Source organism: Pseudoalteromonas sp. JC3, assembly GCF_030291895.1.
Lineage (GTDB): Bacteria > Pseudomonadota > Gammaproteobacteria > Enterobacterales > Alteromonadaceae > Pseudoalteromonas.
In genome coordinates, this window is record NZ_CP127855.1 from 912,691 (window position 1) to 928,642 (window position 15,952).

The 15,952-nt window shown below is 41.5% G+C and carries 11 protein-coding genes; 2 read left to right on the forward strand and 9 right to left on the reverse strand.

Annotated features, from left to right (window positions below):
• Positions 1-374: 374 nt before the first annotated feature.
• From QSH61_RS03875 to QSH61_RS03915, 9 genes are all read right to left on the reverse strand, one after another.
• On the reverse strand, positions 375-791 hold the full coding sequence (locus QSH61_RS03875; RefSeq protein ID WP_010607669.1) for an ExbD/TolR family protein: 417 nt from the start codon (positions 789-791) through the stop codon (positions 375-377).
• The gene (locus QSH61_RS24290; RefSeq protein WP_010607668.1) at positions 791-1,513 is read right to left on the reverse strand and encodes a MotA/TolQ/ExbB proton channel family protein; all 723 of its coding nucleotides are present in this window, start codon (positions 1,511-1,513) and stop codon (positions 791-793) included. Before QSH61_RS24290 ends, QSH61_RS03875 begins: the two co-directional genes overlap by 1 nt.
• 13 nt (positions 1,514-1,526) lie before the next feature.
• Complete coding sequence (locus QSH61_RS03885; protein ID WP_286123219.1) at positions 1,527-2,264, reverse strand: energy transducer TonB; 738 nt, start codon at positions 2,262-2,264, stop codon at positions 1,527-1,529.
• 305 nt (positions 2,265-2,569) lie between these two features.
• Positions 2,570-3,862 carry a sensor histidine kinase gene (locus QSH61_RS03890; protein WP_102056207.1) on the reverse strand — a complete coding sequence of 431 codons (1,293 nt, stop codon included), beginning with the start codon at positions 3,860-3,862 and terminating at the stop codon, positions 2,570-2,572.
• A gap of 18 nt (positions 3,863-3,880) precedes the next feature.
• Positions 3,881-5,263 (reverse strand): sigma-54-dependent transcriptional regulator, encoded by a 1,383-nt coding sequence (locus QSH61_RS03895; RefSeq protein WP_102056208.1) that lies wholly within the window; start codon positions 5,261-5,263, stop codon positions 3,881-3,883.
• 387 nt (positions 5,264-5,650) lie between these two features.
• On the reverse strand, positions 5,651-6,652 hold the full coding sequence (locus QSH61_RS03900) for a tetratricopeptide repeat protein (protein WP_206471358.1): 1,002 nt from the start codon (positions 6,650-6,652) through the stop codon (positions 5,651-5,653).
• Between the two features lie 68 nt (positions 6,653-6,720).
• Positions 6,721-9,141 (reverse strand): ABC transporter permease, encoded by a 2,421-nt coding sequence (locus QSH61_RS03905; RefSeq protein ID WP_206471357.1) that lies wholly within the window; start codon positions 9,139-9,141, stop codon positions 6,721-6,723.
• 10 nt (positions 9,142-9,151) lie between these two features.
• On the reverse strand, positions 9,152-9,865 hold the full coding sequence (locus QSH61_RS03910; RefSeq protein ID WP_206471356.1) for an ABC transporter ATP-binding protein: 714 nt from the start codon (positions 9,863-9,865) through the stop codon (positions 9,152-9,154).
• 9 nt (positions 9,866-9,874) lie between these two features.
• Positions 9,875-11,140 carry an efflux RND transporter periplasmic adaptor subunit gene (locus QSH61_RS03915; protein WP_102056211.1) on the reverse strand — a complete coding sequence of 422 codons (1,266 nt, stop codon included), beginning with the start codon at positions 11,138-11,140 and terminating at the stop codon, positions 9,875-9,877.
• Positions 11,141-11,865: 725 nt separating this feature from the next.
• Here QSH61_RS03915 and QSH61_RS03920 point away from each other — a divergent pair.
• Together QSH61_RS03920 and QSH61_RS03925 are read left to right on the forward strand one after the other, a co-directional pair.
• Positions 11,866-14,160 carry a penicillin acylase family protein gene (locus QSH61_RS03920; protein WP_206471355.1) on the forward strand — a complete coding sequence of 765 codons (2,295 nt, stop codon included), beginning with the start codon at positions 11,866-11,868 and terminating at the stop codon, positions 14,158-14,160.
• A gap of 61 nt (positions 14,161-14,221) precedes the next feature.
• Complete coding sequence (locus QSH61_RS03925; RefSeq protein ID WP_206471354.1) at positions 14,222-15,943, forward strand: cyclic peptide export ABC transporter; 1,722 nt, start codon at positions 14,222-14,224, stop codon at positions 15,941-15,943.
• Positions 15,944-15,952 lie beyond the last annotated feature (9 nt).

Sequence of the window (15,952 nt, forward strand, 5' to 3'; positions counted from 1 at the left end):
GTTGCTCAATTTGAAGGAGCAAATCTGACGCTAACCGCGTTAAAAATTTCTCATTTAGAACAACTAAATAGCAAAATTTTCGCCTTGTTATCGACAAGATTTTCTCGCCTCAAAATAGATCACTTAATTAAGCGAATTGGTATGACTATCAGAAGCTCAACTAAAATTATGTTTTGGATTAGACGAGTGAGAATTTAATTTATTTAAATATTTATGAAATTAATTCGTATTTAAACTGTCTAACGAGATCCTTCGTCGTTTAGTGCCTAATCTCTGCCCGTTGCACTGTGTTAAAAAAGCTAAGTTCTGTCTATTTATCTATCTTCATAGCGCTATAACAAGGCGACACCCCGCTTAGCGCTATCTTGCTTTTATTACTTGGTTTGTGTCACAAAGTTCAGCGAGTTAACGCCCGATTGCTGCGCCAGTGCCATAACCTCGACTATTTTTTCATAGGGGACTTTGGCAGCGCCTTGTAATTGGACCGGAGGCTGCGGTGATTGTGCGGCAACTTCCACTAAACGTTGTTTAAGTTGCGCGAGCGTGATGGCTTGTTGTTGCCACTGAATATCACCATTCGCTTGTACTATCAAAGAAACGCTGTCGGGCAATACCTCTACGCTGGTTTCTTGCAAGGCTGCTTTGGGCAGCTCTACTTCAATGGACTGAGTGATCACAGGCATGGTGATAATAAAAATGATCAGCAATACCAGCATCACATCCACAAGTGGTGTCATGTTTATTTCAGCCATGACCTCTTCGTCATCTTCAAACCCTTGGCCAAACGCCATTATTTACCTCCGACCGATTTAAATACTGGGCGCTTAGCGTTTGCATTTGGTGCAGAGCCCATCAGTAAGAATGCGTGTAATTCGTGAGCAAAGTGGTTCAGGCGGTTTACAACGCGTTTGTTTCCCCGAGTGAGTGCGTTGTAACCCAGTACTGCGGGGATAGCGACGGCAAGGCCAAAAGCAGTCATAATTAATGCTTCACCCACAGGACCTGCTACTTTGTCGATACTTGCTTGGCCACTAACGCCAATGCTTATCAGGGCATGGTAAATTCCCCATACAGTGCCAAACAAGCCGATAAAAGGAGCAGTGGCACCAATGGAAGCGAGTATCGCTAAGTTACTCTGTAGTTCCGATTTACTTTCGTCAATAGAAGTTCGTAAGCTGGCAGTTAACCATTCCGCGATAGGTAAATTACCATGCAAATCTTCTTTGTGTTGCTCATGATGCGCCTTGGCATGCATGCCTTCGTTGACCAGTGAACTAAAGGGCGTCGCTTGGCCCGTTGGAGTTTCGAGCAATAAAATACCTGACTGCACATCTTGTGCGTGCCAAAACTGCTTAGAGCCAACAAGTGGCTGTTTTAATTTATAAAGCTTAATGCCTTTAATTAATATGACGCACCAAGTTGCGATTGACATAAACAGCAGACTAAACGCTACTGCTTTAATGACGATATCGCTTTGTGCCCACATGGCGGCGATTCCGTATGGGTTCTCCATGACTGTTCCTTATTTAATTTAATGCAAAATTGACAGGCTGCAGGTACCAATAACCGATCGCTTGTCCGTCTTGAGTTGCCGGTTGGTATTGCCAGTGTTTTACAGTTGCTTTTGCAGACTGATCTAGGCGACCGTGGCCACTCGACTCATGTATTTCTATCTCAGAGACGCTGCCGTCCGCTTCAATATAAATTTTTAATAAGACTGTCCCTTGTTCTTTAAATTTACGGGATAATCTTGGGTAAATAGGTGCCGGATTGTTTAATGCATTCGCGTCACTCATGTGCGGCAATACAAGTCCTGGCGGTAAACTCGGATCCTGAGAGGTGGTGGCCACCTCAGCTGTGTTACTAACATTTTTTTGTTCTGGTTGGACTGCGGAGCTGACTGGAGCAGGCTCTACAACAGGCTCAGGCTCTACAACAGGCTCAGGCTCTACAACAGGTTCAGGCTCTACAACAGGTTCAGGCTCTACAACAGGTTCAGGCTCTACAACAGGTTCAGGCTCTACAACAGGTTCAGGCTCTACAACAGGTTCAGGCTCTACAACAGGTTCAGGCTCTACAACAGGTTCAGGCTCTACAACAGGTTCAGGCTCCACAACAGGCTCAGGCTCTACAATAGGCTCAGGTTCTACAATAGGCTCAGGTTCTACAATAGGTTCAGGCTGTTGAACTGTCGTTACCTCTGTTTGGGATGGTAAGTTGATAAACTTGCCCTTAATGCTAGAGTGCTGAGAAGATATTTCCATTGGCTCCGGTATTGAGGTAGTTGTCCACGCAAAAGCAATGCCTCCGATATGAATAGCAATAACAAGGAAACATGAACTTAAGGACGCGACGTCTGGGGTTTGCTGTCGCAAAGCTTTTGTGTGTGAGGTAGGCACAACTACGTACATCCGTTACTAATTTAAATGCAAATCGTTATTACTTTATTTTGTTTGTTACAAAAATACAAGAACGATCCCGCTAATTGATGGATATTTTGTTTATGAATGATTCATCTACTGCAATAAGGTGTATACCTAAAAATAGTAATATAACGCTGTAGCAATTGTTACGATTGCAACCTTGGAAGAGAAACTATTGCAACAGCTCCTTTTTTATCGTTTCTATTTTGAATTTGTAAATCACCTAAATGGTTGAAAAGTATTTGCCGGCTAAACACTAGACCTATACCGCTGCCAGACACTTTGGTAGAAAAAAACGGAATAAAGAGGTTGTCAGTATTACTAATGCCGACACCCTCATCAATTATCTTTATACTGCAATATTTGTCGCTTTGTTCAAACTCAATGGTAATCTCTCCTGTTGTTGTACTCATGGCTTCTTGAGCGTTTTTTAAAAGATTCACAAAGACTTGTTCTAATTGGTGTGGATCAGCATATAGCTGGCATTTCGTTGGATTTAGTAGTGATATTTTGCTATCGGGAAATAGTAAAATACATTTTTCGATAAGTTCACAGATGTCGAGCGGTTGCTTATTAGGTTGAGGTAGCTTACTAATTTTCTGAAAGTTGCTAATAAATTTGTAGAGCGAAGTTGAGCGATTATGGATCACCGTAAGACCCTGCTCAAGAGCCGGTGTAGCACTTTCTAGTTTCTGAAGCTGTTTCAGTAACGTGGCACTAATAGAAGAGATCGGAGCTAAACTATTGTTAACTTCATGACTGAGTACTCGATGTAAGCGTTGCCAACTCTCTCGCTCTTTATCTATTAATAACCATTGTACGTCGCTGATAAAAAACAGATAGTTGAGCTGCTGATGATGAATGTATTTTACTACCGCAATTCGATAGGTTTTACTAACAGCACCATCTTTAATGGTAAAGCTTTGTGGCTGTCTTGTAACTTGTTCTACAGGGATTGTAGTGCAGCTTAAGTTTGCGCCTTGTTGTGACGATTGAAGGCCTAGTAGCTCATTAGCTGCGGGGTTTGCAAAGGTTATGTCGTAGTTAACATCCGTGGCAATTATTCCTACATCAATGTGAGTGATCACTTTTTCCAGTAAAAGTTGGCTTTCTTTTATGGCAACATTTTGTTGTGCTAGTCTTTGTGAAAGTGTATTGAGGAGCTGTTTTATTTCTAGCATCTCATCATCTTCAGCACGGATGGCTGACCGTATGTTGTAGTCTTCGTCCACCAGTGCTTCTAGTAATACAGCAATGTTTCTAGTTTGGTTGTAATAGCTCGCTTTTATGTGGTTAGTTAAAAACAGGCAGGCTGGAAGTAGAAATAGCCCTGTCAACGCTATGATATATTTAGATACCGATAGTAAGCTTAATAAATAACAAAAGGCTAAACTCAATACTATGAGCATTCCAGTTGTGGTTTTAAGTGTGGTAGACAAGGTCAAAGCTGCTATGTTTTAAAGGTTGTACTTTTCAATTCTACGATAGTAGCCGCTTCGGCTAAGGCCTAATGATGCTGCTGTCTTTTTCACATTTCCTGCATAATGTTCAAGTCTTTCGATGATGGCTTGTCGTTCGAGTTCATCCAAAGTCAGATTTAATGGTACCGCTGCGGTAACCGCAGCGTTTGCTGTTGTAGCTGCAGGCTCAGTAACTAAGTGCAAATGATGTGCATCTATGACACCGTTTTGACACATAAATACAGCCCGTTCAATACAATGGTTAAGTTCTCGAATATTGCCTGGCCATGAATGTGCTTTAAGTTTCTCCATGGCGCAATTCGTAAGCCTTATTGGTGCGAAGCTATACTCAGCGATGAGCTTATCTAACATATGATCTACTAAAAGAGGAATATCTTCCAAACGCTCCCTAAGTGACGGTACACGAAGTTCGATAGTGTTTAGACGATAAAATAGATCTTGGCGAAATGTTCCTTCCATTATCGCTCTGACTAAATCCATATTAGTGGCGCTAATGACTCTGACGTCAGCGTGATATACCTGTGTGCTCCCAACAGGTGTATACATTTTCTCTTCAATCACGCTAAGTATTTTAGCTTGTTGAGAAAGGGGAGTGTTCCCTATTTCATCTAAAAATAATGTGCCACATTGAGCCTGTTTGACAAGACCTTCTCGACTAGTAATTGCTCCTGTAAACGCTCCTTTTTTATGGCCAAAAAATTCACTTTCAAACACACCATCAGCGATAGCTCCCATATTTACGGAGATAAAAGGCTGCTGACTTCGTTGTGAGTCATTATGTATATAGCGAGCGAGTAGCGTTTTTCCTGTGCCGTTTTCACCGGTAAGTAAAATGCTCGATTGGCTTTCTCGTAATCGATCTATTTCTGCAATTAATTTCTGCATCGCAGGTGAGTCTGCGATTAGAGTGCAGTGATTATTACTGAGTTGCGTACGTAACTGATTGTTTTCAGCACTTAGTTTTTTGCTTAACCTTTGGCTATCGCTTAAGGCTAATTGGGTTTTAATGCTGTTTGCGAGGTGTTCGTTCTGCCAAGGTTTTTGGATAAAATCATTAGCACCTTGTTGTAGAGCCGTTATTGCTAACTCTACAGTAGCCCATCCGGTCATGACTATTACGGGGATGTCCCATTTGGCTCGAATATTAGCTAATAACTCTAGACCTTCCATACCCGAGGTGCTGTCTAAGTGATAATTAAGGTCCATGAGTATTAGATCGAAGTGCTTTGTTTCCAGTGCATTAAGTAGCTCTGTTGGGGTAGTAGCACTGAATACCTGATAGTCAAACTCAGCAAGCAGTAGTTGTACAGAGGTGATGATGTCTGGATTATCATCTGCTACAAGAATCGATTCACTCATCGTGATTTCCTAATTAACAGGCAGCAATTCGTAGAGCATATCTTGCCATTTTTGTCATTTTACTACTCCTCTGGTGGTGACAATGCAACCCGTAAGACTATCTATATCATATATTTGCTTAGCTGAATCGGCGTTATTAGTATCTAACGCCTGCTATATTAAAACGGTAATTTGATATTACAACAACTGCTTCACAAACATTACGCTTGCTGCTTCGAGGTATCATGTGTATCAAGGAAAAAATCTTTATCTATATGATTTACATTATAAAAATTTAATCTTTACTCATGACCTTTGCTAGGATAAATAATAGCAACAACTCCATCTTGCTGAATTACTTGTGTTTTTTCAAGTCAATTTTTACCTTCTCTATATTACTAATGTCGCTTATTGGCTTACTTTATCGAGTGCACGGCGAATATCTCGCTTTGTTGAACTGTCATTGCTAAGTGTTAGCGCTTGTTGATAAGCACTTTTAGCTTTATTGTTGTCCTTTACTTCTCGACTTAGCTCACCCAACAGCATTAGGTATTCTATGTGCTGCTCATCTTCTACTTGTTCTTTGCTTATTAAGTGCTCCATGGCATCAACTGCTAATTGCTTATCCCCGTGTTCCTGTAATGCTAAATAAGCGGCAGACACACAAGTGTCTCGCCAAGTAGGTAACAACCCAGTGGCTACATTATTAATTTGGCACCCTTTAGCGAACAGATTCTGTGCTTGTTCTTTGGCCGAAAAAGTCCAAAGCAAATTAGCGGCTCGGTTTACTAAGGCAATATCATGAGGGTAGTGTTGATTCACAAAATCTACAGTTTGTAACGCGAGGCTTTCATTTTGAGTGTTTTGAAGGTAATCCATGAGAGCCAAATAATAATAATGCTTATCCATGTCTTTCAGTCGTTCGACGATAGCTTTCGATGCTTTCTTTTCTGAGTCCCAAAAGCCGCTTTCAATAGCTAAAGCTTTTGCAGCAGCAACTAAATATTTAGGATTGTTTGGTGCTAACTCAGCAGCTCTAATTGAATGCTTATTAGATTTTTCCACTAGACCAAGTTTATTAAAGAGGTTCGATTGCTCCTTAATTTGATACCATAATTCGCCAGCTACAAAATGCACTTCGGCATTTTCTGGATGCCGCTTGATCAAGGCATTTAGCATCGCTTCTTTATCGTCGCTATCTTGTGCTACTGCAACGGATACAGCCATTATTTCCGAGTTAAGATCTTTGTTTTTTTGTGCCGCTAATGCTTCAGCGACTTGCTCATATTGTCGATTGTAAAATGCCGATTCAAGCGAAGTGGTTTGTGGGGCGGGTTGTTGTGCTTGCGACGTCGCGCAGAGCATAACAAGTGCTGTAAAGCCGACGCGTATGACAGTAGTTGTAAACATTTCCTTCTCCTTAGGGTCTGATTTTAGGACCTAGCTGACAAAGATTGTCAGCTAGGAGGTTTGCTACATCAGTCTTCACAGCGCAGTGTTTCACTCGGCTCTAATTGAATTGAACGGCGCGCAGGAAGGTAAATGGCGCTTAACACAGCGGTGCTTGTTATTACAATTACAACCAAGGCGCTAATCGCGTAGAGATAGATATCTAACGCGATGATCTGCCAAGTGGCAAAGCTGAGTATGGCTGACAAAACTAAACCAATACTTAGACCCTTTAACATCGGTCTTGCTCCGAGTTTAACGAGCCAGCGGATGATGTTTTGATCGTTTGCACCTAATGCCCTGCGGATCCCAATTTCATGTTGGCGTTGGGTAACTGAATTGGCCGTGAGGCCATAAATACCTGTCACTCCCAATGCCAAGGCAAATAAGCCGCATTTCAAAAATAGTTGGGTTGCAGAGTGAGTGAGATCCCTTAGCATTACGAGTAATTCTTCCATACTTTTAAGTGCACTGATACGTACTTCTGAGTCTATTGCGTATAGCGTTTCATAAATCACTGAGCGAGCTTGTTGCTCTGAACCAATAAACTTGTATTCTATATTGATATTACCGCTATCTAGTTGACTTATTGGACGATAAATTGTCATTAGATTTTTAGGATCGCTAACTGGAGTGCCTTCAACACGATCTGAAACTACGCCGACAATTGTTGCCCAAGTACTAGCTGTTTCTACTTCGCCACTTATTTTAAGTTGTTTACCTATGGCCGATCCTTCAGGCCAATAAGTCTGTGCTAAAGTTTTACTGATCATTGCTGCAGGCATGGTGTTCCCTTGGTCCCTTGAATCTATATAGCGGCCTGTGAGTAGCTGGACACCTGTGAATTGAATGTTGCCTGATACACTTCTAATCACAGCTTGTGGTTTATCTTGCTCCAGCTGGTATTTTATACCTTGTTGCATGAAGGTATTTTTACCAAAGCTAGTAGTGACAACTGCATCAGACACACTTGACTGTTGCTGTAGCCTAGATGCGATATTTTGGTAGAGTGCATTGCGGCGAGGGTGGGAGTCGTAACGTTCTGCTGGCAGAGAAACTTGGGCAGACAAGATGTTTTTGGTGTTTAAGCCAATATCTAAATTGATCAGCTGATTGGCAAAAAAACTAGAGACAATACCTAGGTACATTAATACCGTAACAACAGTAATTTCGGTAGTGAGTAGCATTCTAGTAACTTTGTTTCCTTTGCTGCTAGCCGCGCCTCTGGTACCACCTCGCAAAATGGCGTTGAAGTCGCCACCTGTTACATGTAGCGCAGGTAATACACCCGTCATGATAATAGCGACAAAAATGAAGATGATAGTCGCAAAGATAGTATTCAGGTCAAGTCCCCAGTGCCACCAATAGGCCAATCCATCAGCTAGATTCATGTTAATCCAAAACTGATTAACTTGTTGCAGTGCCCAGCCTGATAAAAGTAAAGCAATAACGCCACCAGCTACGCAGATAATAATACTTTCCCACATCATTTGGACGATAAGCCGTTTCTGCGGCGCACCAAGGGCGACTCGGATAGATATCTCTTTGGTTCTTGCATTCATGCGGGCTAACAGTAAATTCCCCACATTAATTGCTGCTAGCAGAAAAATAAATCCGGTGACTATGTTTAGAATGGTGAAAACGATAATACCATCAGCGCCATTGGTTTGCGCGGCTTGAAAAGTCGTGATGTAAATGTCATCGATTGCAGTATCACTATTTTGACGACGCATCTCATAAGTGTTTTTGGCGATGCGAGATAGTGCGTCATTAGCAACGTTTTGTGCTATATCGGGTTTTATCCGAGCGTATACATCTACATAAACTTGATCCCTGTTTTGAGTCGTAAACAAGGGCTCAGGAATCGGCAGCCATAATTTTGAAGCAACAGGGAAACCATATCCCTGAGGCATAACGCCAACGACTCGGGTATTTTTACCATTGATTTTAATTGTGGAGTCAAGAATATCCGGCGTGCCGAAGAACTTACTTTGCCAAAGGTCATAGCCTATCACGGCAACTTTTTCTGACCGGGGGGAGCTGTCATCAGGTCTAAAAGCTCGACCCATTAGCGGTTGGACGCGGGAGAATTGGAACAAGTTCCATTCACTAAAAGTAGCATTGTGAGACTGAGCTTGACCATTAATATCCAACAGCACTGAAGTTGAATAATACATGCCATATTCACTTAGCGTTGATATTTGTGGCCGAATGGCAGCAAAGTCAACGGCATCAAACATACGGTCATAGCCCTGTTCTGTCGCTTGTAGCTTCACTATCGACTCGCCTTCGGGTAATGGTAAATCAGAAAAGACGAAGGTATGCAAAAAAGAGTAGCTGAATATACTGACCGCAAGACCGCCAGCCAATACGATGGTTGTCAAAATAGTAAAAAGCGGAGACTTTGCCAAAAGTCGAAAAGCGTATTTTATATCTAATAAATAATTCATAGTGCACACCTTAAGCGGCAGAGTTTTTTGCGCTTACGACTTGATCCGCAACGATTTTACCATCAAACATCTCAACTTGGCGGTTGGCTTGTCCAGCTGAGCGCGGGTCATGTGTCACCATAACAATCGTCGTACCTTCATTGTGTAACTTTTTTAGTAATTCTAAAACCGCATCAGTGTTTTTAGAATCAAGGTTACCAGTTGGTTCATCAGCTAAAATTAAAGCTGGCTTTCCTGCAATCGCTCGGGCAATGGCAACACGTTGCTGCTGGCCCCCTGATAGCTGACTTGGGAAATGCTTACGGCGATGTTGCATATCAACCTTTTCTAGTGCGAAGTCAATAAGATGACTAATCTGTTTTTGGTCGATGTTGTTTCGATAACTTAGTGGTAGAGCAATATTTTCCTCAACAGTCATATCGCTAATTAAATTAAAAGACTGAAATACAAATCCAATATGCTCATTACGGATGGCGGCTCGCTCATCTCGACTGATTTGGCTGACATCATGCCCACTTAGTACGTATTGACCTGCTGACGGCACATCAAGTAAGCCAATGAGCGATAGCAGTGTCGATTTACCACAACCAGAAGGGCCTGTAATTGCAATATAATCGCCAGAGTTAATAGTGAGACTGATCTGACTTAATGCATAAGTTTCAACATCTTCCGTTGAGAATTTTTTCTCGATATTGTCCAGTTGAATAATTGTTTTATTTGTCATAAGGCTTCCCTAATTGAGGATAATTTCCGCATGCTGCTCCCAAGCAGATTGGTCTGAAATGATAATTCTGTCACCTGCTTTGAGCCCAGACAGTATTTCAACGGTGTTTGTTGATACTTGGCCAAACTCAACTTTAACGCGCTGGGCTGTTTTTGAATTGTTATCTACACGATAGACATATGCTTGTGTATTTTCTGAGGCAAATACTGGGCGTTTAACAAATAGAGTGTCCTTTTTATCTGCGATCGCAATAGTCCCTTCGACACTTAAGTCCGGTCGAGCCTCAGGTGGAAGTTCTCCTTGCAAATTGACTTCCACTTTAACTGTTCCTTCAACAACATTGGGATCGATCCGTTCAACAACTCCATTAACTGTCGAAGTCCTTGTGTCTATTTTTACTTTTTGTCCTTGTTGAATATTTTGTACTTGAAGCTCTTGTACTTTTAACTCGGCCTGAAAGTCATTTAAGCGGGCTATCTTGGCTACGCCATCGCCACTAGTCAATTGTTGCCCGAGTTCCAGCTCCATCTCTTGTACAACACCATCGGAAGTCGCCACTATATCTAATGCGTCGACTTGACCTTGAACTTGTTGTAATGTCTTTCGCATTTTATTTAAGCGCGCTTTAGCACCTGCGATATGAGCTTCGAGATTCTCTTCCATTTTTTTATATTGCTGAGCTTGTAAGTTTTGACGCAGCTCAATGTTTTTCATGGTCAATTTAGTTTTCGAGTGGTCAAGTGCTGAAATAGTTGAGTTACCAGCTTTTATAAGAGCTTCTTGGGCATCCAGTACCAGTTTGGTGGATTCAAACTCGGCATCGGTCTCCAGTAGCGTTGTTTTGAGTTGGAATAATTGCGATTCTAATGCCACGCGTTCAGCCTTTTTCTCGGCAATCAATGCCTCGAGCTCCCATGTGGTTTCTTCCTTTTTTTGTATTAACTGGGGGTTTTGCAAAGAAACTAAAATGTCACCACGCTTTACGCTATCTCCAGGTTTAACCCACAGTTGTTTAACTCTGCCGTTAATATCAGTAGAAATCCAATGGATCTCTTTAGGGACTAATGCACCATAGCCTCTCACGTTAATAGTGAATTGGCCTTGCTGAACGTTAGCAAAAAGTAAACTACGATTATTGGCTATATAAGAAGCGTTGGAGTATCCGCTATTAAAGAATAAATAAAACACAATAATGACCATTGCACTGGCTGTGATAATTAACCACATTTTTTTGCTGACGTTTTTCTTACTCTTTTTATTAATAGTTATATCCATGAACTCTACCGTATATCTTCTGATGTAAGCTTGGTTAGCAGATTTAATACCAACTTCTACTTTTGTTTTATTTGTCAATTGGAATCAATTGGTTATGTATTTTTAAAAGACTTTACTTACAGCAGGCAAAAGTCCCACTTTCGATACATTTGCAATTTTTTGTTCCGGAATTGATATATCTCGCGATTAACATCTTGGGTTACATGTTTTATGAAGTAGACCACTACTGGCAAGACCACATACCCTCTAGCTGTTTTTCCTTTACTTATAAAGCTGATGTTAAAACAGATGAAAAATTAGCCATTAGTTTGTTTTGTTTCACGAATGGTTGCAAGTGTTATTTTTTTGTTTTCTTAGTTGATTTTGTGTTTTCTAAAGGTTAAGTTTGATTGTGGTTATATTTTACCCTAGTCAGCGACTTAACCAATTTCAACAGATTAAGTCTCGCTCATTCATGAACACGATTTCGTTTTAACAGCCCGAGTGACTGGAGGCAGTCGTCACTGGGAGTTCAGGGGATCTTAGGGGTTGTTGGGTTTAGCAGTACAGGTGCTAGAAATAAATTATAATAAAAAAGGATTAGTTCGCTCGTGTTTAAGAGTTACCCATTGATTTCAAGAGTAATTTTAGTGGTCTTACTACCTTTACTCGTTATTCTGATATACGGAGTTAACCATCTTCAGGCAAGCCTCCCGCCACTCAAAGGGCAGCTAAAGGCTCCATGGTTGAGCGCTAATGTTAAAGTTTATCGTGACCAAAATGGCGTTGTTTATCTCGACGGTAGTGATGATCAAGATATTTTCTTTGCAACAGGGGTTGTCCATGCTCAAGATAGAATGTGGCAGCTTGAACTTCAAAAACGCATGGCTCAAGGACGCTTGAGCGAAGTACTCGGTCGAGATGCTCTAGGAAGTGACATCTGGATACGAAGCCTTGGAATTTATGGCGCTGCAGAGCAAGCTTGGCAAAACCTCTCTCCTGAAGCTAAAAAGTCAGTTACAGCGTATGTTGCTGGGATTAACTATTGGATTGCGCAACAGACTGTTTATCCAGCTGAGTTTACTTTACTAGATATAAAACCACAGCAATGGCAAGAAATAGATACTATTGCTTGGGTTAAAATGTTTGCGCTAAATTTGGCTGGCAATATGAATGATGAGATTCGAAACTATATTGCCGCTCAGTCTTTGCCAGAAAAGCAGCTTACTCAGTTATTTGGTGGCATCACCAGTAAGTTTAGTATTGCTCAATACTCCGAATTTAATCAACAATCTACTTTAGTCGCACTTGAAAATGTGATGCGACGTAACTCGCAGTTACAAAAACAATTTAACTTTGGTGGTCAATATGTTGGTAGTAATGCGTGGGTTATAAGTGGCAAGCATAGCAAAGATAATATGCCTATTCTGGCAAATGATCCGCACTTAGGACTGCAAATCCCCTCATATTGGTATGCACTTTCGCAACAAGGTGAGCATCTATCAGCTAAAGGAATGGGCTTGGTTGGTACCCCGTTGATTATCTTTGGTCAAAACGATCATATCAGCTGGGGGGGGACTAATATGATGGCTGATGTGCAAGACCTATATTTCGAAACTTTAAACATTAACCAAAAAGGCTTATATGAGTCTGGGAGTTCATGGCAACCACTTGGTGAACGAATTGAGATCATAGAGGTTAGAGCTGACACTCCAGAATTACTGAATAAACGTATAAAGCCAGTAAAAATCAATGTTCGAACTACTGAGCGTGGTCCCTTGATCAGTGATATCAAGCAGTCAATGATGCACCCTGTTTCCCTAAAGTGGACAGGATTAGACCCTGATGATACGTCTTATGAGGCTTTTTTTAAGCTTAACTATGCCAACAATTGGTCATCATTTGAAAATGCCCTCAGCTTTTTAGTCGCGCCAGCACTGAATATGCTTTATGCCGATACCGAAGGGAATATTGGTTACGCTGGAGCAGGACGCATACCTATAAGGGCTGTTGGTGAGGGGGTAATCCCATTGCCTGCTGGTCGGGTTAATACCGATTGGGCTGGTTATATTCCGTATCAACAAATGCCTAAGCTATATAACCCGGAAAGTGGCATTATCGTGTCAGCCAATGATGGTTTGTTATTTGATTCTTATCCATATTTTATCAGTCATGCATTTGCCCCTAGCTATCGCAGTCAGCGGATTAGCGATTTAATAAAAAATCCAGAAAGGCTGCTCATAGCAAAGGACATGATGAGCATACAAGGGGACACATTAGATCTTGAAGTGAAAAAATTGCTGCCGCTGGCGCAGCAAATTCAACCGCAGAATGAGCATCAACGTCAAGCGCTAGAGCTGCTGAAAAGTTGGTCCGGCAATATGTCAGCGGATAGTCAGGCGCCAAGCATTTTTATTGTGTGGCAGCGTGAGATAAGAAAGTTGCTATTAAAGGACGAGCTGGCTGGCTTTTGGAATCAGCAAGGGCAGCTAGATATTTTGCAGGACATTGCATCTACTTTACCGCTGACGACTGTTGTTGAGTTGCTGCAGCATCCGCAATGGTGTGTGGATAGTGCAACAAACTCCTCTAGTGATAATTGTCAACAACTTATAAATAAAGCGTTTAAAAAAGCCTTGCAGGTGTTATCAAATCAACTAGGTGAAGACATTGCTGGATGGAATTGGGGAGAGTTGCAACATACTGAATATGCTCATACTCCCTTTAGTCATATAAGAGTATTGGATGGCTTATTTGAGCGCAGGGCTCCTGCTGGCGGCTCAATACATTCGGTCAATGTTGCAGCCTCATATTACGACAAATCACAAGGGTTTGTGCAAAACTTTGGTGCTGGTATGAGGCAAATCATAGTGATGGGCGATCCTGAGCAGCACTTCTACATGAACTCAACTGGACAGTCTGGCAATCCGATCAGTGAACATTACGATGACATGGTTATGAAGTTTAGTCGAGTAGAGTTCGAAAGGTTTGATGCAGAACCATCGCAGCTTGCTTACGTTGAATTGATTGCGGGTGATTAGGCACGTCATGGAAATGAAAAACGACGCTATTTTCTTGGCATTAGTCTAACTAAGGATAACTATGAAGCTGTTTGATGTATTTACAAAAAAGGCGCCTAACAAGGTATTTTGTGCCATCTTTCTCGGAGCGCTGGCGGGCATCGCTTATTCACTTCTTATTCCATTGGTCCTAAAAGCGCTTCAGCCGTCGTTGGGAGGGTTGGCAACAGAGTCAGATCAATTAGAACTCTTTGGTTGGCAGGTAAGCAGTGCCAAATTTGCAATTGCGTTTGCTATTTTATGTGCCCTTATTTTTGTAACACGTTCACTTTCACAAGTATTACTGACTCGTGTTGCGCTTGAGGTCACGACGCAGATGCGTAAGGACATGTACGATCGCATCCGTAAAGCACCAATAGTGGCGTTGGAAAAAGTAGGTTCAGCTAAATTGATTGCAGCGCTAACGACGGATGTTCAGAGGATCGTGATGGGAGCGAGAGTGCTACCTGATTTATTAACAAATGGTGTAACGCTACTGGGCATGATGATCTTTCTCTACTATCTCAATAGAGATGTTTTTCTGTTTGTCGCTTACTGCATTGTATTTGGTGTGGTGACTTATCAATTACCCATGTATGTGAGCCGAGTATATATAACAAAGTCCCGCAAGCACGTTGATAATTTACAAGAAGGTATCCGCGGTATTATTAATGGTGCGAAGGAGCTCAAACTAAACAGAGCCAAAAGTGACGATTACTTTGATTATGCATTGCATCAGCAAGAAAGCCATATCCTAGCCTCCGATAAAATAGCGCAAAGCGTACTGCGAGTTGCTGTGAATTACGGTGATATTTTGAGTTTTATGGTGATTGGAATGATCAGCTTTGTCTTTGTCAATTATCACCAAATATCTTCATCTGAGTTGATTGGTGTAGTGATGGTGTTGTTGTATATCGCAGGTCCAGTATCGGTGATTTTGAACGCTATTCCCCAGATTGCGATTGCTAAAGTTTCAGTTAGGAAAGTTAACACCCTGCTAGAAACATTACCCGAAGAGCAATTTATCGAGAAAATTTCTCCACTTCCAGAATGGCAAAGTATTCGTTTTGATGACGTAAGTTTTCGATATTTGAGTGTTGATGATAAACCCGGATTTAAAGTAGGACCGTTGAGTTTCGAAATTAGCAAAGGTGAGGTTGTTTTTATTGTCGGAGGGAATGGTTCTGGGAAATCCACGCTAAGTAAATTGATGACACTGCATTATCAAGCAACAGAAGGCGATATTTACTTTGGTGACACAAAAGTAACAATGGAAAGCCTAGCTAGTTGCCGTGAAGAAGTTGCAGCCATTTACTCTGATTATCACTTATTTAAGCGTCTTTTTGGTTTGAAAGTGGATCCGGAAAGAATTACTCAATTGCTTCGTGCATTGGATCTTAATGAAAAAGTGAAGGTTGTAGATAACGCATTTTCAACGACTTCGTTATCGGATGGGCAGAGAAAGAGATTAGCACTTTTGGTTAGTGTCCTTGAAGATAAAAGCTTATACCTTTTTGATGAATGGGCAGCCGATCAAGACCCCGAGTTTAAAGAAATATTTTATACGGAAATTCTTCCGCAATTAAAGTCAGCAAATAAAGCCGTAGTAGTTATAAGCCACGATGACAGGTACTTCAAAATCGCTGATAAGGTGATCCGAATGGAGCAAGGTCAGCTATCAATCTTGCAACCAATCGCTACCGACCCCTCTCCCACAACAGAACTTAAACAACTAAGTGGCCAGTTGAACGCGATAATCCAATGAGCTAGGAAG

What these genes read in the sequence shown, in the direction of transcription:
- QSH61_RS03875 (WP_010607669.1), bottom strand. Translation starts at nt 791, where the DNA reads ATGGCGTTTGGCCAAGGGTTTGAAGATGACGAAGAGGTCATGGCTGAA.
- QSH61_RS24290 (WP_010607668.1), bottom strand. Translation starts at nt 1,513, where the DNA reads ATGGAGAACCCATACGGAATCGCCGCCATGTGGGCACAAAGCGATATC.
- QSH61_RS03885 (WP_286123219.1), bottom strand. Translation starts at nt 2,264, where the DNA reads ATGGAAATATCTTCTCAGCACTCTAGCATTAAGGGCAAGTTTATCAAC.
- QSH61_RS03895 (WP_102056208.1), bottom strand. Translation starts at nt 5,263, where the DNA reads ATGAGTGAATCGATTCTTGTAGCAGATGATAATCCAGACATCATCACC.
- QSH61_RS03900 (WP_206471358.1), bottom strand. Translation starts at nt 6,652, where the DNA reads ATGTTTACAACTACTGTCATACGCGTCGGCTTTACAGCACTTGTTATG.
- QSH61_RS03905 (WP_206471357.1), bottom strand. Translation starts at nt 9,141, where the DNA reads ATGAATTATTTATTAGATATAAAATACGCTTTTCGACTTTTGGCAAAG.
- QSH61_RS03910 (WP_206471356.1), bottom strand. Translation starts at nt 9,865, where the DNA reads ATGACAAATAAAACAATTATTCAACTGGACAATATCGAGAAAAAATTC.
- QSH61_RS03915 (WP_102056211.1), bottom strand. Translation starts at nt 11,140, where the DNA reads ATGGATATAACTATTAATAAAAAGAGTAAGAAAAACGTCAGCAAAAAA.
- QSH61_RS03925 (WP_206471354.1), top strand. Translation starts at nt 14,222, where the DNA reads ATGAAGCTGTTTGATGTATTTACAAAAAAGGCGCCTAACAAGGTATTT.